At 65.1% G+C, this 22147-nt stretch carries 23 protein-coding genes and 2 tRNA genes; 15 read left to right on the top strand and 10 right to left on the bottom strand.

All coding sequences use genetic code 11. From position 1 onward, the window contains the following. Positions 1 to 323: 323 nt before the first annotated feature. From DKM19_RS35475 to DKM19_RS35465, 3 genes are all read right to left on the bottom strand, one after another. Complete coding sequence (locus DKM19_RS35475) at positions 324 to 2018, bottom strand: SpoIIE family protein phosphatase (RefSeq protein WP_239513753.1); 1695 nt, start codon at positions 2016 to 2018, stop codon at positions 324 to 326. 44 nt (positions 2019 to 2062) lie between these two features. Then, positions 2063 to 3646 (bottom strand): NAD(P)/FAD-dependent oxidoreductase, encoded by a 1584-nt coding sequence (locus tag DKM19_RS35470; RefSeq protein WP_110701838.1) that lies wholly within the window; start codon positions 3644 to 3646, stop codon positions 2063 to 2065. A gap of 161 nt (positions 3647 to 3807) precedes the next feature. Next, positions 3808 to 5166 (bottom strand): TrpB-like pyridoxal phosphate-dependent enzyme, encoded by a 1359-nt coding sequence (locus DKM19_RS35465; protein ID WP_110701836.1) that lies wholly within the window; start codon positions 5164 to 5166, stop codon positions 3808 to 3810. 307 nt (positions 5167 to 5473) lie between these two features. On the opposite strand from DKM19_RS35465, the gene DKM19_RS35460 reads away from it, so the two are divergent. From DKM19_RS35460 to DKM19_RS35445, 4 genes are all read left to right on the top strand, one after another. After that, positions 5474 to 6037 (top strand): hypothetical protein, encoded by a 564-nt coding sequence (locus DKM19_RS35460; RefSeq protein ID WP_110701834.1) that lies wholly within the window; start codon positions 5474 to 5476, stop codon positions 6035 to 6037. Positions 6038 to 6225: 188 nt separating this feature from the next. Beyond that, entirely contained in the window at positions 6226 to 6735 is a 510-nt protein-coding gene (locus DKM19_RS35455) for a hypothetical protein (RefSeq protein ID WP_110701832.1), read from the top strand. Positions 6736 to 7308: 573 nt separating this feature from the next. After that, a complete protein-coding gene (locus DKM19_RS50085) occupies positions 7309 to 7764 on the top strand; it encodes a hypothetical protein (RefSeq protein WP_162642006.1) in 456 nt (151 codons plus the stop codon). A 131-nt stretch (positions 7765 to 7895) separates the two neighbouring features. Next, positions 7896 to 8198, top strand: a complete 303-nt coding sequence (locus tag DKM19_RS35445; protein ID WP_110701828.1) for a hypothetical protein — start codon at positions 7896 to 7898, stop codon at positions 8196 to 8198. Between the two features lie 324 nt (positions 8199 to 8522). On the opposite strand, the gene DKM19_RS35440 is transcribed toward DKM19_RS35445, so the two are convergent. Next, positions 8523 to 9122 carry a GNAT family N-acetyltransferase gene (locus tag DKM19_RS35440; RefSeq protein WP_204358382.1) on the bottom strand — a complete coding sequence of 200 codons (600 nt, stop codon included), beginning with the start codon at positions 9120 to 9122 and terminating at the stop codon, positions 8523 to 8525. Between the two features lie 615 nt (positions 9123 to 9737). On the opposite strand from DKM19_RS35440, the gene DKM19_RS50080 reads away from it, so the two are divergent. Continuing rightward, entirely contained in the window at positions 9738 to 10280 is a 543-nt protein-coding gene (locus DKM19_RS50080; protein ID WP_162642004.1) for a hypothetical protein, read from the top strand. Positions 10281 to 10299: 19 nt separating this feature from the next. Here DKM19_RS50080 and DKM19_RS50075 read toward each other — a convergent pair whose 3' ends face one another. From DKM19_RS50075 to DKM19_RS51255, 4 genes are all read right to left on the bottom strand, one after another. Further along, a complete protein-coding gene (locus DKM19_RS50075; protein WP_162641152.1) occupies positions 10300 to 10452 on the bottom strand; it encodes a hypothetical protein in 153 nt (50 codons plus the stop codon). A gap of 97 nt (positions 10453 to 10549) precedes the next feature. Continuing rightward, positions 10550 to 11248, bottom strand: coding sequence for a hypothetical protein (locus DKM19_RS50070; protein ID WP_162642003.1), 699 nt, complete (start codon positions 11246 to 11248; stop codon positions 10550 to 10552). A gap of 188 nt (positions 11249 to 11436) precedes the next feature. After that, positions 11437 to 11916 (bottom strand): hypothetical protein, encoded by a 480-nt coding sequence (locus DKM19_RS35435; RefSeq protein WP_162642002.1) that lies wholly within the window; start codon positions 11914 to 11916, stop codon positions 11437 to 11439. 6 nt (positions 11917 to 11922) lie between these two features. After that, a complete protein-coding gene (locus DKM19_RS51255) occupies positions 11923 to 12312 on the bottom strand; it encodes a hypothetical protein (RefSeq protein ID WP_204358381.1) in 390 nt (129 codons plus the stop codon). 397 nt (positions 12313 to 12709) lie between these two features. Between DKM19_RS51255 and DKM19_RS35425 the strand changes: the two genes are divergently transcribed. The 4 genes from DKM19_RS35425 (at position 12710) to DKM19_RS35410 (ending at position 15131) form a co-directional block, all read left to right on the top strand. Continuing rightward, positions 12710 to 13240 (top strand): hypothetical protein, encoded by a 531-nt coding sequence (locus tag DKM19_RS35425; protein ID WP_162642001.1) that lies wholly within the window; start codon positions 12710 to 12712, stop codon positions 13238 to 13240. Between the two features lie 213 nt (positions 13241 to 13453). After that, on the top strand, positions 13454 to 13675 hold the full coding sequence (locus DKM19_RS35420) for a hypothetical protein (RefSeq protein WP_204358380.1): 222 nt from the start codon (positions 13454 to 13456) through the stop codon (positions 13673 to 13675). Continuing rightward, positions 13672 to 13923 carry an excisionase family DNA-binding protein gene (locus DKM19_RS35415; RefSeq protein WP_239513752.1) on the top strand — a complete coding sequence of 84 codons (252 nt, stop codon included), beginning with the start codon at positions 13672 to 13674 and terminating at the stop codon, positions 13921 to 13923. Before DKM19_RS35420 ends, DKM19_RS35415 begins: the two co-directional genes overlap by 4 nt. Further along, entirely contained in the window at positions 13923 to 15131 is a 1209-nt protein-coding gene (locus DKM19_RS35410) for a site-specific integrase (protein WP_110701822.1), read from the top strand. Before DKM19_RS35415 ends, DKM19_RS35410 begins: the two co-directional genes overlap by 1 nt. 56 nt (positions 15132 to 15187) lie before the next feature. Here the strand turns inward: DKM19_RS35410 and DKM19_RS35405 are convergent. After that, positions 15188 to 15258: transfer RNA gene (locus DKM19_RS35405), tRNA-Gly, on the bottom strand. Positions 15259 to 15347: 89 nt separating this feature from the next. Between DKM19_RS35405 and DKM19_RS35400 the strand changes: the two genes are divergently transcribed. Next, positions 15348 to 15421 (top strand) — tRNA-Pro (locus DKM19_RS35400). A 470-nt stretch (positions 15422 to 15891) separates the two neighbouring features. Then, positions 15892 to 16683, top strand: a complete 792-nt coding sequence (locus tag DKM19_RS35395; protein WP_110701820.1) for a neutral zinc metallopeptidase — start codon at positions 15892 to 15894, stop codon at positions 16681 to 16683. A gap of 141 nt (positions 16684 to 16824) precedes the next feature. On the opposite strand, the gene DKM19_RS35390 is transcribed toward DKM19_RS35395, so the two are convergent. After that, the gene (locus DKM19_RS35390; protein WP_239513751.1) at positions 16825 to 17334 is read right to left on the bottom strand and encodes an ATP-binding protein; all 510 of its coding nucleotides are present in this window, start codon (positions 17332 to 17334) and stop codon (positions 16825 to 16827) included. 243 nt (positions 17335 to 17577) lie between these two features. Between DKM19_RS35390 and DKM19_RS35385 the strand changes: the two genes are divergently transcribed. From DKM19_RS35385 to DKM19_RS35370, 4 genes are all read left to right on the top strand, one after another. Next, complete coding sequence (locus tag DKM19_RS35385; protein WP_089213732.1) at positions 17578 to 18444, top strand: helix-turn-helix transcriptional regulator; 867 nt, start codon at positions 17578 to 17580, stop codon at positions 18442 to 18444. Positions 18445 to 18653: 209 nt separating this feature from the next. Further along, the gene (tig, locus tag DKM19_RS35380) at positions 18654 to 20042 is read left to right on the top strand and encodes a trigger factor (protein ID WP_110701817.1); all 1389 of its coding nucleotides are present in this window, start codon (positions 18654 to 18656) and stop codon (positions 20040 to 20042) included. Between the two features lie 634 nt (positions 20043 to 20676). After that, the gene (locus DKM19_RS35375) at positions 20677 to 21321 is read left to right on the top strand and encodes a ClpP family protease (RefSeq protein ID WP_089213730.1); all 645 of its coding nucleotides are present in this window, start codon (positions 20677 to 20679) and stop codon (positions 21319 to 21321) included. An 11-nt stretch (positions 21322 to 21332) separates the two neighbouring features. Beyond that, complete coding sequence (locus DKM19_RS35370) at positions 21333 to 21977, top strand: ATP-dependent Clp protease proteolytic subunit (RefSeq protein WP_110701815.1); 645 nt, start codon at positions 21333 to 21335, stop codon at positions 21975 to 21977. Positions 21978 to 22147: the final 170 nt, after the last annotated feature.

Below are 22147 nucleotides of genomic sequence, written 5' to 3'. Positions count from 1 at the left end.
TCCGGTCACGGGAGGATCGAGCGCTCCCTCCTCGGGCGAGATGCGAGGCCGTACCCACGCCTTCGCCGGTTCGATCGAGGACGGCATCGCCGGGAACCCCGGCCCCGAGGGCGTGCGGTCCGTCCCGCCTCGCAGAGCGAGGGTCTCCCGGCCGTCGCCGGTGGTCGCAGACAGGGCCGGCGGCACCACCGCGATCTACGCGATCCGCCGAACCCGACGGCACCGGGGCGCGGCGAACACTCCGGCTGAGTGCGCCACGCTCCGGTGCCGTTCACGGTACGGAGGAATACCGAGGAACCCAGCCCTGCGAATCCCTTTCACCCTCACCCGGTATGGGGAGAGCTCCACGGCAACTTCAGCTCCACCCAGACGATTTTGCCCTTCGGGGTCAGGCGGGAGCCCCAGCGGTGGGCGAGCCAGTTGATGAGGTAGATCCCGCGGCCGGTGTCGTCGTCGGTGGCCGCCTCGCGCATGACCGGCACCGCGGGGGAGTAGTCGGACACCTCGCAGAGCAGCGTGGGACCGCGCAGCAGACGCAACTCGACCGGGCCGTGGCCGTGCTCGATCGCGTTGGCGACCAGCTCGCTGACCATGAGCTCCGTGTTGTCGGCGATCGAGGACAGTCCCCAGCCGGTGAGGGTGCTGCGGACGAAGCGGCGGGCCTTCGAGGCGGAGATGGGCTCGGAGGGGAGGGTCAGCTCCACCACCTCGTTCTCGGTGAGCTCGCACACCCTCGCCAGCATGAGGGCGATGTCGTCACGCTCGTGTCCCGGACGCTGGGCACTGATCGTCAGGTCGCAGACCTCTTCCAGGTCCTGGTCCTGACCGGAGAGCAGGCCGCGCAGCGCGCTGATGCCCTCGTCGATGTCCCGGTCACGGCTCTCCACCAGCCCGTCGGTGTAGAAGGCCAGGACGCTGCCGTGCGGCAGCGTGAACCTGCGCATCTCGGCCGGTTCGTTGCCGATGCCGAGGGGAAGCCCGGGAGGCAGCTCAAGCAGCTCGGTCTCGCCGCCCGGCCGTACCAGGATCGGCGGTACATGCCCCGCGCACGCTATCTCGCAGAGCTGCGTCACCGGGTCGTAGGTGGCGTACACGCACGTCGCGATCTGGCTGGCGTCCAGGTCCTGGCTCATCCGGTTGAGCCGGAACAGCACGTCGGCCGGGCTCAGGTCCAGGCTGGCCAGCGTGCGCGCGGCCGTACGGAGCTGGCCCATCGTGGCGGCGGCCCTGATGCCGTGCCCCATGACGTCGCCGACCACGAGGGCGACCCGGCACCCGGGCAGCGGGATCACGTCGTACCAGTCGCCGCCCACCCCCACCAGATCACTCGCGGGCAGGTAGCGGGAGGCGATCGTCAGGCCCAGCGGCTGGTAGAGGTCTATGGGGAGCAGGCTGCTCTGCAGGGTCAGCGCGGTACGGCGCTCACGGCTGTAGAGCCTCGCGTTGTCGATGCAGACCCCGGTCCTGGCCGCCAGTTCCTCGGCGAGGTTCACGTCCTGCTCGTCGAAGGGGTAGCTGTCGGGTCTGCGGGTGAAGATGACAAAGCCGAGCACCTGGCCGCGCGCCTTCAGCGGGACCACCAGGAAGGAGCTGTCCTCCAGCACGCTGGAGACCGAGTCGCGCTTCCAGAACCGCCCGATCTCCTCGGCCGTACGGCGGCCCAGGCGGGGGTACAGGATGGGGTTGCCGCTGGCCATGCATCGGGCGTAGGGCGTCCACGCCTCGTAGACGGCGACCTCGTCCACCGGGAACGCGTTGGCGTACACACCGGGCGCGGGGTCGGACACGCCCACCGCGATCCTCCGTACCGGCGCCGTGCCGTCGGTGCTGCGCTGGGGGAACTCACCCTCGGTCACCAGCCGGTCCTGCACCAGGATGCCCGCCGCGTCCGCGAAACGCGGTACGGCGAGATCCATCAGCTCCCTGCCGGTCTCGAACATGTCCAGGGTGCTGCCGATTCGTTTGCTCGCCGCGTTGAGCATGGAAAGCTGCTCGTGCAGTGAAGCGGGGCTGCTCATTCGAAAGCCTGGCGTCGCTGGGTCCTTAGTGACGAAACGTGACTTCACTCGCTCCACCGGGGTGCGGGCACCGGGGTCCACCAGGTGTCCAGTTCGAGGTCTTCGGCAATGGCATTCGCTCCGTTGTACCCGGGGGCCGCGGAGACCGAGCCGCCGGGGTGGCTGCTGGCGCCACAGAGGTAGAGGCCGTCGATCGGGGTCCGGTACTGGCCCATCTCGGGGACCGGCCGGTTGCCGCCCAGCTGTGAGGGCTCGTACGCGCCGACGTGGTGGCTGCCGCGCACCATGTTGACGCAGTGGCGCTCGATGTCGAGCGGGGAGAAGACCCGCTTGCCGAGGACGGAGCCGGCGAGGTTGGGGGCGTACTCGGTCCACTCGGCGAGCAGCCGCTCTCCCACCTCCTCGCTCCTGCGGTCCCAGTTGGCCGAGTCCCCGTCGAGGTCGTACGGCGCCCAGGGCCACCAGAACGCCACGTGCTTGCCGTCCGGCGCGTACGAGGGGTCGAACAGCGACGGGCACGCGCCGTTACCCGCGAGCCGGTCGGGTAAGCGTCCCTCGTGGATCTGGTCGAAGGTACGGCCGAGCTGCTCGCTGTCGTCGGCGCCGAGCACGACCAGGAAGGCTCGGTCCACATCGGGCTCGAACTCGGCCGCCGTGTAGCGCGGGGGCTCCTGGAGCGCCAGGTGGAGGGTGACCAGGCTGTGCCCGGCCCATTTATAGTTCTCGATCTTGTCTGTGATCTCGGCGCCGAAGTTCTCCGGGCCGGCCAGCCGGACCGTCTGGGGGGCGTCCACCGAACTGGCCACGAACCGCCGCGCGCCGAGGACCTCACCCGTGGCCAGCCTGACCCCGGTGGCCCGGCCGTCGTCGACCATGATCTGTTCGACGTGGGCGCCGGTGACCACCGTGCCGCCGTGCTCCTCGATGACGGCGCGCAGCGCGCTCGCCACGTTTCCCGCCCCGCCCACGGGCACGCCGAGGCGTGTGATGCGGGAGAGCAGCCGGGGGAAGAAACCGCCGGTGCCGGGTACGTCCTCGATGGAGATCGCGTGCAGGAAGGACTTGAACAGAACCCTGACCTGCTCGCTCTCGAAGTTTCTGTCCACGGCCTCGTACAGCGACAGAGGCATGTAGCTCATCAGGTCGCGGCCGAGATCGCCCTTGATCTGCTCGGCGAGCACGGGTGGCGGCAGCGGCCTGGAGTAGAGGAAGCCGTTCATCAGGCCCCTGGCCGCCTCGGCGTAGCGCTCGTACAGCTCCAGCCACCGGTCGGCGTCGGCCCTGGAGAACCGGGCCAGGGACTCGGCGGTGCGCTTGGGGTCGGTGTAGACCGTGATCGCGCGGCCGTCCCTGAAGATCGTGGCGTGCTGGGTCTCGGGGTAGACGTACTGAAGGCCGTACCGCTGGAGTTCCAGGTCGCCGGGGACCGGGCCCTCCTCCAGGAAGTGATAGCTGCTGTGGGTGTTGTGCCGGAAGCCGGGGAGGGTCAGTTCCTGGGTGGTGCATCCACCCCCGGCCTCGTCGTTTCGCTCCACAACCGCGACGGATAAGCCCGCCTTGGCGAGGTAGGCGGCGCACGTAAGCCCGTTGTGGCCTCCGCCCACGATGACGCCGTCGAACTCCGTCACGTTCCCTCCAGGCCACTTTGACTGCTTTTAGGGAGGATTGTAAAGAATGATCTAGTTTCGCTCTCCTTGTTTGGGCGAGATTACTGGATATTTCTGGATCTAGCGGAATTTATCGGTCACGCAACGGAGCATTTTGATCACGGAGGTGGCGGAGCGGGCGATCACAGGGTGGGGAGCCCGGCCAGCGCCGTGTCGATCTGCTCCTGGGGGAGCGAGAGATCCTCCATCTCCCCGGACAGGTAGCGGTCGTAGGCGTTCATGTCGAAGTGCCCGTGCCCGCACAGCGCGGTCAACAGCACCTTGGGCTCACCCGTCTCCCTGCATCGGAGCGCCTCGGCGACGACCTCGGCCAGCGCGTGGGCCGGCTCGGGTGCCGGGATGATCCCCTCGGTCCTGGCGAAGCGCAGCCCCGCCTCGAAACACTCGGTCTGGCCCCTGGCGGCCGCCTCGAACAGTCCCAGCTCGTACACGTGTGAGAGCAGGGGCGACATGCCGTGGTAGCGCAGGCCGCCCGCGTGGATCGGATCGGGTACGAAGTCGTGGCCCAGCGTGTGCATCTTCAGCAACGGGGTGAGCCCGGCGGCATCGCCGAAATCGTAGGCGTAGGTGCCCCGGGTGAGTGAGGGGCAGGCCTCGGGCTCGATGGCCCGGATCACCGGATTCATCCGCCCGGCCAGCTTCTCGCGGAGGAAGGGGAAGGTCAGCCCGGCGAAATTGGAACCGCCGCCCGCGCAGCCCACGATCAGATCCGGCACCTCGCCGAACGCGGCCATCTGTTCGAGCGCCTCCTCGCCGATCACCGTCTGGTGGAGCAGAACGTGGTTCAGCACACTGCCCAGCGCGTAGCGGACCTCCGGGTCCGCCCCCGCCACCTCGACGGCCTCGCTGATCGCGATGCCGAGGCTGCCCGGTGAGTCCGGATGGTCGGCCAGGATCCGGCTGCCCGCCGAGGTCATCGGGGACGGGCTCGCGTGCACGGTCGCGCCGTACATCCGCATCAGGCTTCTGCGGTGCGGTTTCTGGTCGTAGGAGGCGCGGACCATCCAGATCTCGCACTCGATGCCGTACTGCGCGCAGGCGAACGCCAGTGCCGAGCCCCACTGGCCCGCTCCGGTCTCCGTGGTCAGCCGCCTGATCCCCTCCCGCGCGTTGTAGTAGGCCTGGGGGACGGCGGTGTTCGGTTTGTGCGAGCCCGAGGGGGAACCGCCCTCGTACTTGTAGTAGATCCTCGCGGGCGTGCCGAGATCGCGTTCGAGCCTGCGGGCGCGGATCAGCGGGGTCGGTCGCCAGAGGCGGTAGACGTCGCGGACACTCTGCGGGATCGCGACGAAGCGTTCGGAGCCGGCCTCCTGGGCGATCAGCTCCATCGGGAACAGCGGTGCGAGATCGTCCGGGCCGACCGGCTGCAACGTGTCCGGATGCAGCGGCGGCGGAGGCGGGGCCGGTAGGTCGGCCACGATGTTGTACCAGTTGCGGGGGATCCGGGACTCGTCGAGCAGGACTCGGACGGCTTCGCTCATGTGTGCCTCCTGGATTGGATTCACTCAGTGTCGGTCCCGTCACCCGTTGTAGTCCGCCGTTTGTGCTTTCCTCCCGATCGTGGCGGAGGCCGATGCGTCACCGTTCTTGGTGCTCATGTGGGCAATTCGGATGATTTAGGCGATTTGGCGGGGCATGGAATGCGCGTGGTCCCGCGCGGTGCGGCCGTCACATCCGCCGCCCTCATGCTTCAGCGGGCCTGTTTCGAGGGATTTGTCGAGAAATGTTGGGGATGGCCTGGTCGTGGCGTGAGGTTGTTTTGTGGCTATATAGGTGAATGTCCCCGGTATGACTCAGGTAGCGAGTGGTAATCGGCGTCTCAGGTCGTACGGTGTCGCCTCTGCCCTGATGCTCGTGTCGGCGTGCGGCCTGGCGCCGCCGGCCCACGCCGCTGCCGCTGCCGCTGCCGCGCACTCGTCGCCGGACCTGCCTGCGTCTCCCGGCTTCAACCTGGAGATGACGGGGACCTCCACCGAATCCGTCGAAGGCCCGGACGAATCGTTCCGGCAGTTCACCGTCAACCTGGACATGAAAAGCAGAAGCCAGGGGCCCGTGACGATTGTGGGGATCGGCCGGAGCGGGCCGGGACTGGAGTTGCTGTCCCCGGGGAAGCAGGACTCCCAGGTGCTCCAGCCCAGGCAGAGTCTCGGCTTCAGTCTGAAGTACAAGATCATCGACTGCGCGGCCGTTCCGAAGGGAGAGTGGCCGATTCCTGTTCGCGTGGAGGTCTCCGGCGTCCAGACGACCGTCTACGCCGCTCTCCACGCGCTCGGTTCGGATCCCGAGGGGAAGCAGGCCGCCGAGCCTTGGCAGACCGCTCTGTCGACGGAAGTGTGCAGCGGTTCCTCCTAGCGACCTCCGGAGTCGTCCGGGGTACGGAGGGACTCTTCCCCGGCCGGCCCGCGCGAGGTGGTGCGCGGTTCGGCCGATGTCTCCAGGAGGTGCCGTTTGCATTTCCGCTTGGGGAACGGTGTCCGGACAATTTTCCGCGGATGCATTATCCGTTGACGGGTTAACGGATGGTTCGCCATATTTACGAAATGGTTTCTCTACGTCCCCTCGCGGGAGCGATCCTCGCATCCGTTCTCCTGACTGGTATCGCCTCCAGTCCGGCCGGCGCCACGACCCAGGAGTCCTCCGCAGTCTCCTGGACCGAGGCGGCCGCGCGTCCCGCCAACGGCAAGATCCTCTACGACCGCATCAGCGGTGGGCAGGGTGCTCTCAAGGTCAAGAACGGCACCACCAGGGACGCGGTCGTCACCCTCGTCCGCGGCAAGAGCAAGGCGATCAGTGTCTTCGTCAGGGCAAGGTCGACGGCAACCGTCAACGATGTCAGGGACGGCACCTACCGCATCTTCTACACCAGCGGTTACAGGTTCAGCACCTCCAAGGGCAAGTTCGGCCGGAGCGCCGTCTACAGGCGCTTCGACAGACTGCTGTCGTTCACCACGACCACGACCCAGTCGACCATCTGGACGCTGACCCTGAACGTCGTCAGGGGCGGCAACGCCAGCACGAGCGGCGTCAACCCGAAGGACTTCCCCGCGTGATCACCGCTCTCTCGCCGGGGGCCGCTCAGGGGAGGGTCGCTCACCCTCCGGCGGAACCCGCCGGAGGGTGAGCGGTGATCGCAGATTTGTACGGGGAGGAATTCACGGCCTCACACGCCGAGGCTGAGAAAAACTCATTAGGCATATAACGGGCGCGAAAGCAGAGAGAAGTTAGACGAAAACCAAAGGCCAGGTTGCCCCAGGGATGGAGTGACCTGGCCTTTTGCCATTTTGGAGCGGACGACGGGAACCGAGCCCGCGTAGCCGGTTTGGAAGACTTCGGTACGCAGCACTGTGAGCTGCTGCAGCGCTGGTCGGAAGCAGTCCTGCCCTGCCCGTGAGTCCCCTGACAGCCCCTCGTTTCCCGGCCTTACCGGCATGCGAGCGGCGCGACGTGAGAACCCCGTGCGGACGACTCACTCCTCCCCGCCTGGGACGTGTTAAGTGGCACGATCAGGTCCACCCCGGCCATCTACGGCTCCCCGGTCTTTCGATCACGATGATCCCGGGGCCGAAGCGCCCCCGCCGGAGGTTGTTCTTGGACGAAAGATCGACAACCGACATAATCATGATGTGTCCAATAAAATGCCGCCTGGTCCGTTCAAACTCCTCATAGGCGTGCTGCTGTTGTCGCTGGCGATTCGCGGTCTCAAATGGATAAGCGGCGTAGATCCCTATGTGCGTGGACCGTTCGACTGGGTGGCCTTGATCGCCGCAGGACTTGGCCTGGCTCTTGCGCTGGCGGTCGCCGTGGAGAGTTTTCGCAAGGCCCGCAGAGGTGAGTATGGCGAGCCTGCGCCAGGGGAAGCACCTGATGGGCCGCGTAATCGCCTGCTCATGTTCTCGGGAGTCATGCTCGTCGTGATGGCGGCGACGCTGTCATCGATCTTCTCGTTACTCGCGTCCACGGATGGCGGGGATCCCCATACAGCAGGGCCGCTCGATTGGGCTTCGTGGGCGAGCATGGGGCTCATCTTCGTGTCGATTTTAGGGCTGATTGCCTGGCTCGCGCGTAAGGGTTTCATGTAGCGGGAGCAGAGCGGCCGGCGCTGATCCGAAGGACGCCGTAGGCGCCGCGTAGTGGTTGGGGCCGGCGGCCGCAGCGACTCATGCGCGTAGAAGCTCGTGGAGCAAAACGGCCAAGGTGCACAATTAATCCCATGCGTAAGCGGGCTTTTTTCGTCCTTCCGGTAGTCATGTACGCGATCGCAGCGGCACTCATGGGCATGGAATCGATGGTGCGGACGCAGTATCGAGTGAGTTCGTACGAGCCATGGAGCGTTTTGGGCTGGCTGGGATTTACTTTCTTGGTACTCGCCATGCTCGTGAGCATTGGTCTTGCTGTCTGTACGGTGCATGTCGCAAACGTGGAGCGTGACCAACGCGAGCTGGCGCAAGGAGATTTCTCCGAGGCGCCTCGTAATGCCTGGGCGGCGGCGGGCCGGTGGTTGGCGCGGCACTGAGGTGACGCAGTTGGAGGCGGGGTGCGTCGTAGAAGGCGTGATGGCTTCATGGCTCGTACCGGCGGCCGGATTCGCCCGCACCCACTCCCCGAGCGGAGGGCTCCGCTCGGGGATCGTTCAGACGGCCAAGCATCAGACACCGCCAACTTGAGCCTCGATAAAAAGGCCGGATCCCCCGTTGCAGGCACCCGTCATCACGACGGCTGCCCCGCACTCGCAGACTTGAGGGCCATCGTGGCGAGGTGGCGGGCGATGCCGTTGGTATACCGGTGTCGTTCATTCGTGACCGCTCAGGGGCCGGCGGAGGCCCTGACGGCTCTGCGGCTACGTCAGTCTCAGATCGATGAAGGGGACGGCGTGGCCGGGTAGCACGTAACGCTCGATCTCGACGAAGCCATGGGAGAGCGCGAACCGCAGTCCGTCCTGGTTGGATTCCAGGACTACGGTCTCGATGACCTTGCCACCCATCGCCCGGGCATGTTCCAACTCACGCTGGAAGAACTCCCCACCGATCCCCTGCCGACGGTGCTCGGGAAGCACCCGCACGATCACTGTGGCCTTCCCCGCATCGTCCATAGGAGGGCGTACGGTAGAGCAGCCGGCAAGCACATCGCCGACATACCCCAACTCCAAGTGAAACCGCTGCCGGCGCTCTCGTACGTCCTCCAGTGACAGAGGATCGGCCGGGATGATCACGTTGTGGACATGCCGCCACTTCTCAAGCGTTGCGTCATCTACCGCTTCAAAATGCAACCTGGACACGCCAGTCACCCAACGCCACCAGCCCAGGGACGTCAAATCGGCCTGTGTAGACGCGGTCATCTTCCGAGCGAAGCGGACCGGCAGCCGCGCGGGCGGCGACTCTGGAGGCGGGTCCAGGCGGAGGGGGGCCTTCCGGGATTTCGCCTCCACGATCTCCGGCACGTCGGCAACACCTTGGCATCGGCTAACGGGGCGAGCCTCAAAGAGCCGATGGCTTGGATGGGGCACGCCTCGGCGCGGGCAGCGCTGATCTATCAACACACCAGTCAGGACCGAGACAAGGTGATCGCTGAGGCGCTGGGCCAAGCGCTCAAGGTGGCACGTGAGAAAGCCACACCGAGAGGCACAAAAAAGGTTAGTGGCACGCAGGTGGCACGGGCGATCGAAAAAACTTCTTGAATAACAAAAGGCCAGGTCACCGTATGCCGGTTGACCTGGCCTTTTGCCATTTGAGCGGACGACGGGAATCGAACCCGCGTAGCTAGTTTGGAAGATTGCGGTGCACGGCCCTCCGGCCTGCAGCGTCCCAGGCCAGAGATGGTCTCGCCTTACCCGTGAATCCCCGCGGTTCCCCCTTGCTCACCCTCCTGACGGGCACGCAACGGGCACGGCTGGAAGGGGTGGGTCATGATCATTGCGTACATATTGCACAGCGGTAGTTGGGCAAGGCTCCTGGGGCCTAACGACCGCATGCCCATACAGGAACCAGTTTCCGCTCGATCGCGTTGGACAATCGTGGACCCTTCTGCAGGCCGACAGGGGAAGGCAAGGAGCTAGATGACCGACGAGATGGACATTACAGCTCGGCTGAATCTTGCCCAATGGCATCTGACTCGATCGGATCAGCTCCGACTGGGGCTCATCAGCAGAGCCAGCGGAATTTTGAGCGCCAATGCTCTGGTAATCACCGGAGTAGTATTCATCTCAGGGCTGAGCTCGTCTTCCATATCACCGATCACCGGGGCGTTCGCGCTAACCAGCCTAGCGGCCATTGCCTACTCGACCATAAGTGCGGTTGGAATATTCACCGGCTCGCGATCTATTCCGAAGATCTCTCTGGGGCATGACGATCGCACTCCAATCGCATTCAGTTACAGCGACACGATCAGCAAAATAAGCTCCGCAAAGGAGTTTCGCGACACGTTCACCGCACAAACCACAGCCGAGACATTAGATGCGGCAGTGCTGGAGCTATGGCGTTGCATCTGCGTACATCACGCGAGGACCAAGAAACTCGGAAGCGCGACTCGATGGATGCTGATAAGTTCCGCAGCTCTCATCGCAGCGGCAGCCGCGAGGATCTTCTTGGAAATCTTCTAGCGCCCAGAACGTGCAGGTATCACAGCACCGAGACCACGGCACGCACCGCGCCGTGGTGCTCGCGGCGCTGGACGGGATCGGCCTCGGCGGTGACGCGGGCGGAGGTCTCCTCACCGAGGCGGACGTAGCGGCCGAGGCTGGCCAGGTACTTGTGGCGGCCCTTACAACTCATTGCGTTAGGACCCCTAAGTCCGGAACCTGCGGATTAAAAGTGGAGTGATGCTCGTTCAACGTGTGGGGTCCTGACCTGTGGTCTGCGGACTTTCCGATCAAGAACGAACGAGACCATTCCGTCTATGTTCCGGATCTTTAGACGCCAGTGTTGCTTGGTTCGTCTCAACATCCACGGCTAGAATCAACGTGGATCGCCCCCGCCAGCGTGCGAGCCGGGAACGGGGTATGAATGTGAAAATCACATGAGCACGCGGCCCATCCCCACCGGGCAACTCCTCCAAGGTGTGCCATCGGTCCTCCTCCCATGCCTTTTTGTCGTACCCGAGGGCAGTCAGCTCCGCCTCTGCGGCAGACCGGGCCGTTCGGATCCGTTTCCCTAACTGAGTCGCCCTGTCGTACTTGTCATGATCGCCCTGGTCCGGGAAAAGATGATGATGGTCGTAGCCGACTTCGGCGAAAACATCTCGCAGCCACTGGCGCTTGTCTGGGCCGGCAGTTCTCCATGTATAGGTCAGGTTCCACGTAATTTCCTTCCGGGAACGAGGGCGACGAAGCATGGCTGCGAGACATGACGGCAGTTGGTCTCCGAGGTCTGACAGCATGTGGATCTGCTGGAGATAGGCCGTTGACTCGGCTCCCGGGTCATCACTGTTCAGCCAGAGCGGCTTGCGGTGCCAGACCATGGTCCGGATGTCGATGAAGGCTCGATGGATCACGTTGACAAGAGCTTCTTCCGCTCCCGATGGATACAGCGGTCGCCCCAGCAGGAATCGATTTTTGATGCGCACCGGCATGCTCCTCCCCTTGCCGGATCATCCTGTCACCGTTGTCCCACCCATACGGGAATCGAGCCTGCGCTGTCAGCTTGGGAATCGTATGCATCACGCCTCGTAGGACGGCTGACCTGTGCTTTGGGCCGGTCGTGAGTGACCGTGATTGACCCCTTGTTACCGGGGTTAATGGCACGCTAATGGCACGACGATCAGGGTAGACGCGGCCAGAGTTCCAACCATTGATCAACCTGTGTTCTCAGCGGTTCAGCGGTCATACGGTCGGCGATCGCCCTCATCGATCCGAGCAGGTTCTTGCAGGTGCGCAGAGCCAGGATCTCGATTCGGGGTCGGGTGGTCCAATCTGTGCTCCATGTTTGGGCTCGCTGTAGGGACAGCGGCAATGCGGCCAGCACGTCCGCGCCCAGCGCATCGGGATCCCATAGGGGATCTCCGTCCGGCGGTAGCTCTTCGATCAGCAAGCCGCGGAGGTTGAACCGTACGGCGTCCGCATTCCGCTTGGGGTATCCGGCCTTCTCCGCGCCGTCCAGCGCGAAGAAGACCATGCGGGCGAACACCCGTCGGCCCTCACCTTGCTCAGGGAGCTGGGCATGGAGTCGGTTGAGCTGATAGGCGGCTATCCACTGGTTACGTACGTCGCCGACCTCGGCCGAGCCGTCTCCGTCTGCCATCTTCACTCAGCTTCGGCCGACCGAGTCGACACGAGCACGTTCGTAGCTGCGCTCATTCAGACGCTCTCTTAGGCACTCACGATGGGCCACGATGGCATGGCTACCGGGGCCATCGGCGCTCCTGACGTCCATGACCACACCATCGCCCCCCGAGCTCAAGATCGTGGGCTTGTCGCAGAAGTCGCACGGCCATTGAAAGCTGTCTAGGTCCCGGGCGCGGATGGTCAATCGCACCCATGCCGGTGGATGCCAGCGGCGGATCTGCTGCACCACGGCGTCAATCTCCGACCCGACAACGGGGTACTCCCCTAACCAAGCACGGCTTTCGGCAGAAGGACTGTCGATCGCTGCGCCGTCGATCGATGCTCCGATGTCCTCATGCCCGATGATCGTCACGCTGACGCCCCAGGGGTGCTGATGAGTCACATGAACTCGGACGCGCTGACCAGGGACGAGGTCAGCTCCTGCGGCGTCGAATCGTTGCACGGGTTCATTGTCCCGCGCGCCCGCGCAAGCTTCGCCCGGCTGATCATCCCGTCTGTCGTCGACCCGCCCGCAGGGGAAGCGGGCCACGAGTCAGGGCGCCAGGTGGAGCGCCCCACCGGACGAACGACCTGGCGCCCTGGCTTGGGGTCTGCTCGGCTTGTCCCGGGCTGATGACAGACGGGATGATCAGGCCCCTACCTCAGCCACCGACAGTCCGGCGGAAGTGACCACACGCTTAGCGATCATCCCGGAGTCGGAGTGCCCCGCCGGAGGCCATTTGTCGGCTTGTTTGTCTACTGTCTACGGCATGAATGAAGGTCAGGTCGCGTTGAATCGGCTTATTGCTCTTGTCCCTCCGCCGCCGGATCCGCTGTTCGGATTGGGGAGTTGGGCGGAGTTGTTCGCAGAGCTGGGTACGGAGATGCCTTCTGACTATGTGGCGCTCGTCGACGCCTATGGGCAGAGCGAGTTCTCCGAGTGGCTGGCGCTGGGTGATCCCCGGCGAGATGAGCACGGGTTCAGCAAGGAAGCAGAAGCCCGGGAGTTGGGTGATGAGTATCGCTCGTTCCGCTCCGAGTGGCCGCAGGCGTATCCGTTCGCGGCCTGGCCGGAACCTGGCGGGTTCCTGTCGTGGGGGAACAGCATCGATGGTGACTGCCTGGGGTGGTTGACCGCAGGCGAGCCTGATCAGTGGCCGGTGGCTATCTGGCCGCGACATCATGCCTATCGGGTGATCGACATGACGGTGACAGATTTCCTGCTGGGCTGGTTCTCAGGTGAGCTCGTCGGCGGGGAGTTGCCTGATATGACTCCACTTGAATGTCGGCGCTGGGGGTAGCGAGGGGCACCGACGAGAGGACCGTGTAGCTCTCAGCGTGGATGTGGCACTGTGGCGGCGTGCCGCTGGGGTCGGTGCGTGGGTTAGGTACGGCGGATGCGCGGTGCGGCTACGGCCCGGGGCGCCGCCGGCCGGGACCGGCGCCCACGCCGCACGCCCGGACGGCGGGCGGCAGAGGGCCATGTACGGCGGCGCGGCGCGCCGCCGCTTGACATGCTCGGCCTGCCCGATGAGACGACCATCGACCCACACCGCTACATCTGGCGCCCCGTCTCTACCAAGGACCCAACCCGCACCCCGCTGGCCAAACGCCTGCTGCGCGGCGTCGCCAATCGACACCGCACCCGTACACGGCTGGCCGAACTTCAGGCCAGAGCGGACGGAAAACCCATCGAAGATCTTTCGGCAGCTGCGGGGCTGGAGGTGGCAGCGTGACCAAGATCACATGGGAGCCCGCCTCCCTCCTTCCCGAACTGGCGCAGGGCCGGTTGCTCACCGTCGAAGAGGCGGCCGAACGGCTGAACACCTCGGTCCGTTTCCCTCGTCGCCTGATCGAGGAACGCCGGATCACCTTCATTCACGTCGGACGCAATGTCCGCATCCCCGAAGCGGCGCTTGAGGCGTTCATCGCGGCGGGGCTGGTCGACCCGATCACCACCACACGCCGTAGGAGGGCCGCGTAATGGCCAAGACTGCACTGTCTACCTCGGAGGAAGAGCCCCGGCGTTCCAACGCCAGGAAGGTCGCTAAGAGGCGCTTCGGCCGCGTCCGGAAACTCTCCTCCGGCCGGTTTCAAGCTCGATATCTCGGTCCTGATGGAGTGGATCGCCCGGCTCCGGAGACTTTCGCCACAAAAAAGGATGCGGACAGGTGGCTCGTCCTGAAGGAGGCAGAGATTCAGCGGGGCGACTGGATGAGCCCGGAGCGAGGGAAAGTCCTCTTCAGCGATTACGCCGCCGAGTGGATCGATGATCGCGTGCTCAAGCCTCGTACGGAGGAGCTGTACCGGGGGCTCCTCAAAAACCACATCGCTCCGACTTTCGGCGAATACAACCTGGTCGATATCAAAGAGGCTGATATACGGCGTTGGCGCAAGGAACGGCTCGGCGTAGTTGGACAGTCCACCGTCGCCAAGGCATACCAACTTCTCAAGTCGATCATGGGCACGGCGGTAGACGACGAGAGGATTCGTCGTAACCCGTGTCGGATCAAGGGTGCCGGCACGCCGGACACTCCAGAACGGGAGATGATCCCGCTCGCCAAGGTCCTGGAGATCGCAGATGCGGTTCCCTCGCGGTATCGGGCGCTCGTGCTGCTGGGCACCTTCGCAAGTCTGCGATGGGGTGAACTGGCGGGGCTTCGCCGTATGCATCTCGATGTGGACGGGGGAGTCGTTCGGGTCGTGGGCGCGCTGGCCGAACTCGACGGGGGCAAACTCGTTGACGGCACGCCCAAGTCGTGGGCCGGTCGGCGGACGGTCTCCATTCCCCCGGAGATCATCCCCGATCTACGGGTGCACCTCGACGAGTTCGCGGAGCCGGGAGAGTACGGGCACGTCTTCGTCGGGCCTAAGGGGGCGATGCTACGGCGCTCCAGCTTTCGCCGGATCTGGAGGAAGGTCCAGGCGGAGGTGAGTCTTCCGGGATTTCGCTTCCATGATCTCCGGCACGTAGGTAACACCTTGGCATCGGCTAACGGGGCGAGCCTCAAAGAGTTGATGACTCGGATGGGGCACTCCTCCACCCGGGCGGCGCTGATCTACCAGCACGGGAGCAAGGAGCGCGACGAGGTCATTGCACGGGCGCTCGGCCAAGCATTCAAAAAAGCGCGGGATATCGAGCCTAAAAAGCCATCGGGCACGCCACGGGCACGGAAGATCATGAAGTTTTAGTGGAATGCAAAAGGCCAGGTCACCGTATGCCGGTTGACCTGGCCTTTTGTCGTCTGAGCGGACGACGGGAATCGAACCCGCGTAGCCAGTTTGGAAGACTGGGGCTCTACCATTGAGCTACGTCCGCGCGAGCCGGTGTCAGTCTGGTCTAGACTTCATCCGTTCGACAAGGCGTAAGCGTACCGGAGTTCCGGAGCATGCGCGTACGCGACTTACCGGGGTGTGGCGCAGCTTGGTAGCGCACCTGCTTTGGGAGCAGGGGGCCGCAGGTTCAAATCCTGTCACCCCGACAGATAGTGCAAGGCGGAGGCCGCTTCCGATCTTCGGAGGCGGCCTCGCCTGTCTTCTGAGCGACTGCCTGAGTGACGAAGCATCCGTGTCACCAGTGAAAATGCGGTCCATCGCCACCGCGCCGCCCTGAACTGACCGGGCGGATCCGTCAGAGGTAGACGGCCTCGGTCGCGGATGTGCCGCTGTGACCTGTCACGCGGGAGATCTCCTTCGGCGGGATGCCGTCATCGGAGGGCAGCGAGATGAAATCGTGCCCAAACTCTCGCGGTGTCCACCACGCCGCATCTGCTCCCTCGGCGTTCCCGGCGGCCTTGCGGAAGTCCCGCCGGACGCCGGCTCGTTCGGGAGTGGACGCCGGCCGCCTGAGCCGGAGGCCGGGGGCTGGGCGCCGGGGCAATCGCCAGCGGGCCGGTAAGTAGGGATCAGGTGCCTTTGGGTTCGTATTACCGCTTCTGTAGGGTTTGGCACCATGCGTACCCCCCATATCGCCCTGCTTGCCGGGGCCCTGGCTGGGCTGCTGTTCACCGGCACCGCCCACGCCGACACCGGCTCTACCGGCACCGCCGGTTCACCCGTTCCCACCGGCATCAAGGCATTTACCGATAATCCGCTGTACCGCAGCGGCAAGCTGACGGTGCCCTGTGGCCACCAGCCGGAGGGCTCCGGCAGCGTCACCGCCACCAAAAAACACCTGACCGCGATGCTGGGCTGCTTGAACGCCTCGTGGTCCGCGCAGCTGAAGAAGGCCCGTCTGCCGTTCAAGAAACCGACGATTCGGTTCATAACCAAGCCCACCCGCGCGTGTGGGTCGAACTGGGGCAAGAACGTCACCGGCCGTTACTGCAGCAAAGGGCAGCAGTTGGTGATCCTGATCGACGATTACGCCATCGAGTATCCGGCCGATCCGCTGGCGCTGCACCTGATCGCGCACGAGTACGCCCACCACGTTCAGAACCTCGTTGGCATCAGACCCGTGGCCTACACCAAAGCCAAATCGTTGGTGCAGAGCCGCCGCCAGGAGCTGCAGGCCGACTGCCTGGGGGCGGCGTTCATGGGCAGCATCTGGGCCTCGCAGGAGTACAAGGACGAGGACTGGAAGGATGTTGTGGACATCTACCGGAACAGCGGCGACGAGAAGCTCAACAAGGAACGCAGCCACGGCACCGGGAAGAACCGGGTCGCCTGGCTGCAGAAGGGGTTCGCCGCCGCCTCCCCGGCCGCGTGCAACACCTGGACCGCGTCGGCGTCCCGCATCGCCTGATGACCGGGTTGATGCTCAGATGTGAGTGACGGTTGACGTGGTGCCCACGTGAGTGGTCGGTTCTCCGCCCGCTCTCGTGGGCGCCGACGGGGAAGCGCCCGCTGACCTGGACCCAGAGGTCCCTGTCACGGGCTCAACCTGTCAGACGGTGCCGCTGAAGAGGGCCCAGACGGCCTTGCCGCCGCGGTTGAGGTGATCCCAGCCCCAGCACTCGCTGTAGGTCTCCACTATGTAGAGGCCCCTGCCGTTCTCCGAGATGAAGTCCGGCTCCTTGGGAGTGGGGATCTCGTCGCTGGGATCGGCCACGGCGAGGAGCACATGGGGAGAGAGGCGCAGCAGCACGAGGGTGATCGGTGTGATCTCGACCCGGCTGGGCGGACACAGTGCGTAGCGGACCGCATTAGTGACTAGTTCCGAAACCACTAACGCTGCGTCATCGCTGAGCTCGGACAGGCCCCAGTCGCGCAAGGTGGAACGGGTCACGTCCCGGGCGGTTTTCACGGAGTCGGCCTGCCGGGGGAGCGGGCACGCCGTGGCGTCCGAACTGTTGGTCACGAGGAGATCGTCGAAGCCGCTCTCGCGGGTCGCCTGCAGGTAGTCGGCAGCCGATTTTGGCTCCTCCACCATCCTGCCGGTACCTCCCGCTGTCATCGTGAGTCTCCGCACCAGTTGTGAGTTTTAAGAGCTTGTGCACCTTAAGCCCAATATGCACTAGGCCATCATGGGTCACGGGAACGTCGGCTGCAAGACCCAAATGCACGTGCAGGTGCAATGTGCAGCAGCATGATCGGTCGCTCCGGTAACGTGGTGAAACCGGCACTGGGTTGAGACCTTGTCAGAGTGGCCGGAAGTAGTGACACTGTGTGCGCTGGCCCAAGTGCAGAGGGAGGCGAAGTGACGCAGGTTCAACCGGGATCAGGTCCCACAGCTCTACGTATTCTCCTGGGCTCCCAACTGCGTCGCCTGCGTGAGGCCAAGGGGCTCTCGCGAGAGGAGGCCGGACACCTCATCCGCGGCTCCGAATCCAAGATCAGCAGGATGGAGCTCGGTCGTGTCGGGCTGAGAGAGCGCGATGTGGCGGACCTGCTCACCTTCTACGGCGTAGAGGCGGAGGGGGTGCGGCTGGCGGTCATGGACCTCCTGCTCAGGGCGAACGAACCGGGCTGGTGGCATCGGTTCAACGACCTGCTGCCGTCGTGGTTCCAGACCTACGTCGGCCTGGAGGAGGCGGCCTCCCGGATCCGCACCTACGAGGTGCAGTTCGTGCCGGGTCTGCTGCAGACGAGAGAGTACGCCAGGGCGGTCATCACCGCGGGGAGCGCCGGGGTCGCGCCAGAGGAGATCGCGCGCCGCGTCGACCTGCGGATGGAGCGCCAGCGGGTGCTCGAACAGGCCGACGGCCCCTTCTTCTGGGCGGTCATCGACGAGGCGGCGCTGCGGCGCCCCATCGGTGGCACGGAGGTGATGCGGGCGCAGCTGGAGCGACTTCTGGACCTCATGCGGCAGCCGAACATCACGATTCAGGTCATGCCGTTCAGCTTCGGCGGTCACAGCGCGGAGGGCGGCGCCTTCAGCGTGCTGCGCTTCAACGACAACGAGCTTCCCGACGTGGTCTACGTCGAGCAACTCGCCAGCGCCCTCTATCTCGACAAGCGCGAGGACGTCGACCGCTACAGCGAGGTCATGGAGCGTTTGTGCGCGGTGAGCACCACTCCAGGAGAGACGAACGACATCCTGCGCCGGATCATTAAGGATGACTGAACGACCGAGGTCGCTCTGAGGCGTAGGTCTGCCCTAGACTGGCCAGCGGGCGCTGGACACCCGCCGCAGTGGAGCATGCCCTAATCTCGCATGTATCAATGGCTGTGCCCGGTGCCGCTCATGTGGGCGCGGCGCGCGAAACTAGCCGCGGTAGCCGTACGACTCAACGCGCCCGCGATCACTCGAAGCTTGATCAAGGAGACCACCCCGTGAAGACCGCTGTCGAGGAGCTCAGCCCGACCCGGGTAAGGCTCACTGTCGAGGTGCCGTTCGAGGAGCTCGGCGAGAGCCTGCAGGCGGCGTACAAGAAGGTCGCGCAGCAGGTGCGCGTCCCCGGGTTCCGCCCCGGCAAGGTTCCGGCTCGGATCATCGAGCAGCGTTTCGGTCGTGCAGTGGTGCTGGAGGAGACCCTCAACGACGCGGTGCCCAAGCTGTACGGCCAGGCCGTCGACGAGAGCGACATCTTCCCGGTCAGCCAGCCGGACATCGAGGTCACCAAGATCGAAGACGGTGAGCAGGTCGAGTTCACCGCCGAGGTGGACATCCGTCCTAACTTCGACGTTCCCGACTACCAGGGCCTTGAGGTCACCGTCCCGGTCTCCGAGGTCGCGGACGAGGACGTCGACACCCAGCTGGACGGCCTGCGTCAGCGTTTCGCGACGCTGACCGGCGTCGAGCGCGCCGCCGCCAACGGCGACTACGTCGTCATGGACCTCGCCGCCGCGATCGACGGTGTGAACATCGAGGAGCAGCAGGCCAACGACGTCTCCTACGAGGTCGGCGCCGGCTCGGTGCTGCAGGGCCTGGACGACGCGCTGGCCGGCATGTCCGCCGGTGAGACCAAGGACTTCACCACCAACCTGGTCGGCGGCGAGAACGCCGGCGAGGACGCCGTGGTCACGATCACCATCAAGAGCGTCAAGGAGAAGGTCCTCCCCGAGCTCGACGACGAGTTCGCCCAGCTGGCCAGCGAGTTCGACAGCCTCGAGGAGCTCAAGAACAGCCTCCGCGAGCAGGCGCACCGGAACAAGCTGATCGACCAGGTCGTCCAGGCTCGCGAGAACGCCCTGGACGCCCTGCTCGCCAAGATTGACATCCCGCTGCCGGAGAGCGCGCTCAAGGTCGAGCTCGACAACCGCAAGCACAACCTCGAGCACCAGATCGCCGAGAGTGGCCTGAGCAAGGACGCGTACTACCGCCTCTATCAGACCACCGAGGAGGAGCGCTTCGCGGAGTTCGACGAGAGCGCGGCCAAGGCGCTCAAGACCGGCTTCGTCCTGGACAAGATCGTCAAGGCCGAGGAGCTCGGTGTCAGCGAGCAGGAGCTGACCAACTTCGTGGTGCGCCGCGCCATGCAGATGAACGTCGCCCCGAACACGCTCGCCCAGCACCTGGCCGACAACGACCAGCTCACGCTGGCCATGGTCGAGATCGTCCGTGACAAGGCCAAGAGCGTCATCGGTGACGCCGCGAAGGTGACCGACGAGGCCGGCAACGAGGTCGACCTCAAGGCCATCTACACCGAGATCAACGGTGAAGAGGTCGTCGAGGAGCCCGCCGAGGAGTCCACCGAGGCCGAAGTCGAGACCGCGAAGTAGGTTTTCGCCGCGACAAGAGCGAAACACGAAACGCTCGTGAAGCCCCCGCCGTGTTCGTACGGCGGGGGCTTTCACGTCTGCCGGGGTTCCCGCACGGCGGGGCTTCCTCCGGTGGTCTCCGGCGGGTTCTCGGCCCCCGGGGCGGCAGCCGCACTCCGGAGGCGGCTCCGTGCCGGGCCCGCCCTCCATGGGGCCGGGGCGCATCCGGCATTCACGAGATCGGGGTCGCCGTCCCGCGAAGCGCGGGTGTGGGGCCGGACGGTTCGCCGGAAGCCATCCGAGGACCTGACGGGCTTCCCGGGCCCTCCCGGAGGCCGCGGCCGGACTCCCTGCCCGGCGTGGATGAGGCGCGGTCGAGATGAGGGCAGGAAACGGGGCCCGGACCGGGAAACGAGCTGTTCAAGCCGGGGCGGGCCACGTTCGGTGAGCTGTGCGTGAAGGTCCCGAGCGGTGGCGACACGCCAGGCGGGCACGGGCGCGAAGTGGCCTGCGAGGTCCTTCTGGCGCGGCCGGAAACCTGGTGGCGAGCATGCGCCGTCAGCGAACAGCACGTTGAGGGGGCATGTCCGGTAGGCGGCGCGCGTTAAGGTCACAAGCAAAGCCAATCGATTACGACGCATCGGAAGGTGACGCTGTGACCAGCCCGCCGACCTTCTACCAGCCGACCGGCTCCGGGCCCGAGTCGATGAGCCAGCCGAATGGCTCGTTCAGGCTCGAAGACCAGCTCTACCAGCGGCTGCTGCGTGAGCGCATCATCGTGCTGGGCACTCAGGTCAATGACGACATCGCCAACCGAATCTGTGCCGAGCTGCTCCTGCTCGCGGCGGACGACCCCAACCGGGACATCTGGCTCTACATCAACTCGCCAGGCGGATCGGTGACGGCCGGCATGGCGATTTACGACATGATGGAATACGTGCCGAACAACGTGTGCACGGTTGCGATGGGTCTCGCCGCCTCCATGGGGCAGTTCCTCCTCTGCGCCGGCGCACCGGGCAAGCGTTACGCCCTGCCGCACGCTCGCATCATGATGCACCAGCCGTCCGGTGGCATCGGCGGCACCGCCGCCGACATCGCCATCCAGGCGGAGCAGATGCTCTACGTCAAGAAGACTCTTGCCGAGCGCATCGCCTTCCACACCGGCCAGCCGCTCGACCAGGTCGAGGCCGACTCCGACCGGGACCGTTGGTTCACGGCCGAAGAGGCCAAAGACTACGGCTTCATCGACCAAGTCGTCCGGAGCGCGCGGCAGGTGCCCTCAGCGGGCGCCGTCTCCTGAAAGGGCACCAGGTGAGTGAGTTGATCCGGCCGGGAGATATCAACGGCCGTTACGTTCTTCCGTCCTTCACCGAGCGCACGTCGTACGGCGTGCGGGAGATGAACCCGTATGCCAAGTTGTTCGAGGATCGCATCATCTTCCTCGGCGTGCAGGTGGACGACGCTTCAGCCAACGACGTCATGGCGCAGTTGCTGACGCTGGAATCGCTCGACCCCGACCGCGACATCAGCATCTACATCAACTCGCCCGGTGGTTCTTTCACCGCGATGACGGCGATCTACGACACGATGCAGTTCGTCCGGCCGGAGATCCAGACGGTCTGTCTCGGTCAGGCGGCGTCAGCCGCGGCGGTCCTGCTGGCCGGCGGCACGCCGGGCAAGCGGTTCGCCTTGCCGAACGCCCGCCTCCTGATCCACCAGCCCTCCACCGAGGGCGGCGGCCAGGGAAGCGACATCGAGATCCAGGCGCGGGAGATCCTGCGGATGCGTTCGCAGATGGAGGGGATCCTGTCGAAGCACTCGGGCAAGACCGCCGCCGAGATCCGCAAGGACATCGAGCGCGACAAGATCCTTGATGCCGAGGAAGCCAAGGCATACGGGCTGATCGACGACATCATCCCGTCTCGCAAGAAACTCGCCAAGGCCATAGCCTCGTAATGAGGCCTATCGCACCGGAACGGTGCCCAATCGGGCACGTTCCGGTGCGACTCGCCGCTAGGGGGCTCACTAAGGGCTCAGAAGACGGTAACGTCGAAACCTGAGCGGGATGACTTTTCGCACCGGGTATCGGGCCGGTCGGAAGAAACGGACCGCGGCAGCCAGGGCGG

Source organism: Streptosporangium sp. 'caverna' (genome assembly GCF_003203775.1).
Classification (GTDB): Bacteria; Actinomycetota; Actinomycetes; order Streptosporangiales; family Streptosporangiaceae; genus Streptosporangium; species Streptosporangium subroseum.
Note: the sequence above shows the minus strand (reverse complement) of the source record. Positions and strands in the feature narration are given on the sequence as shown.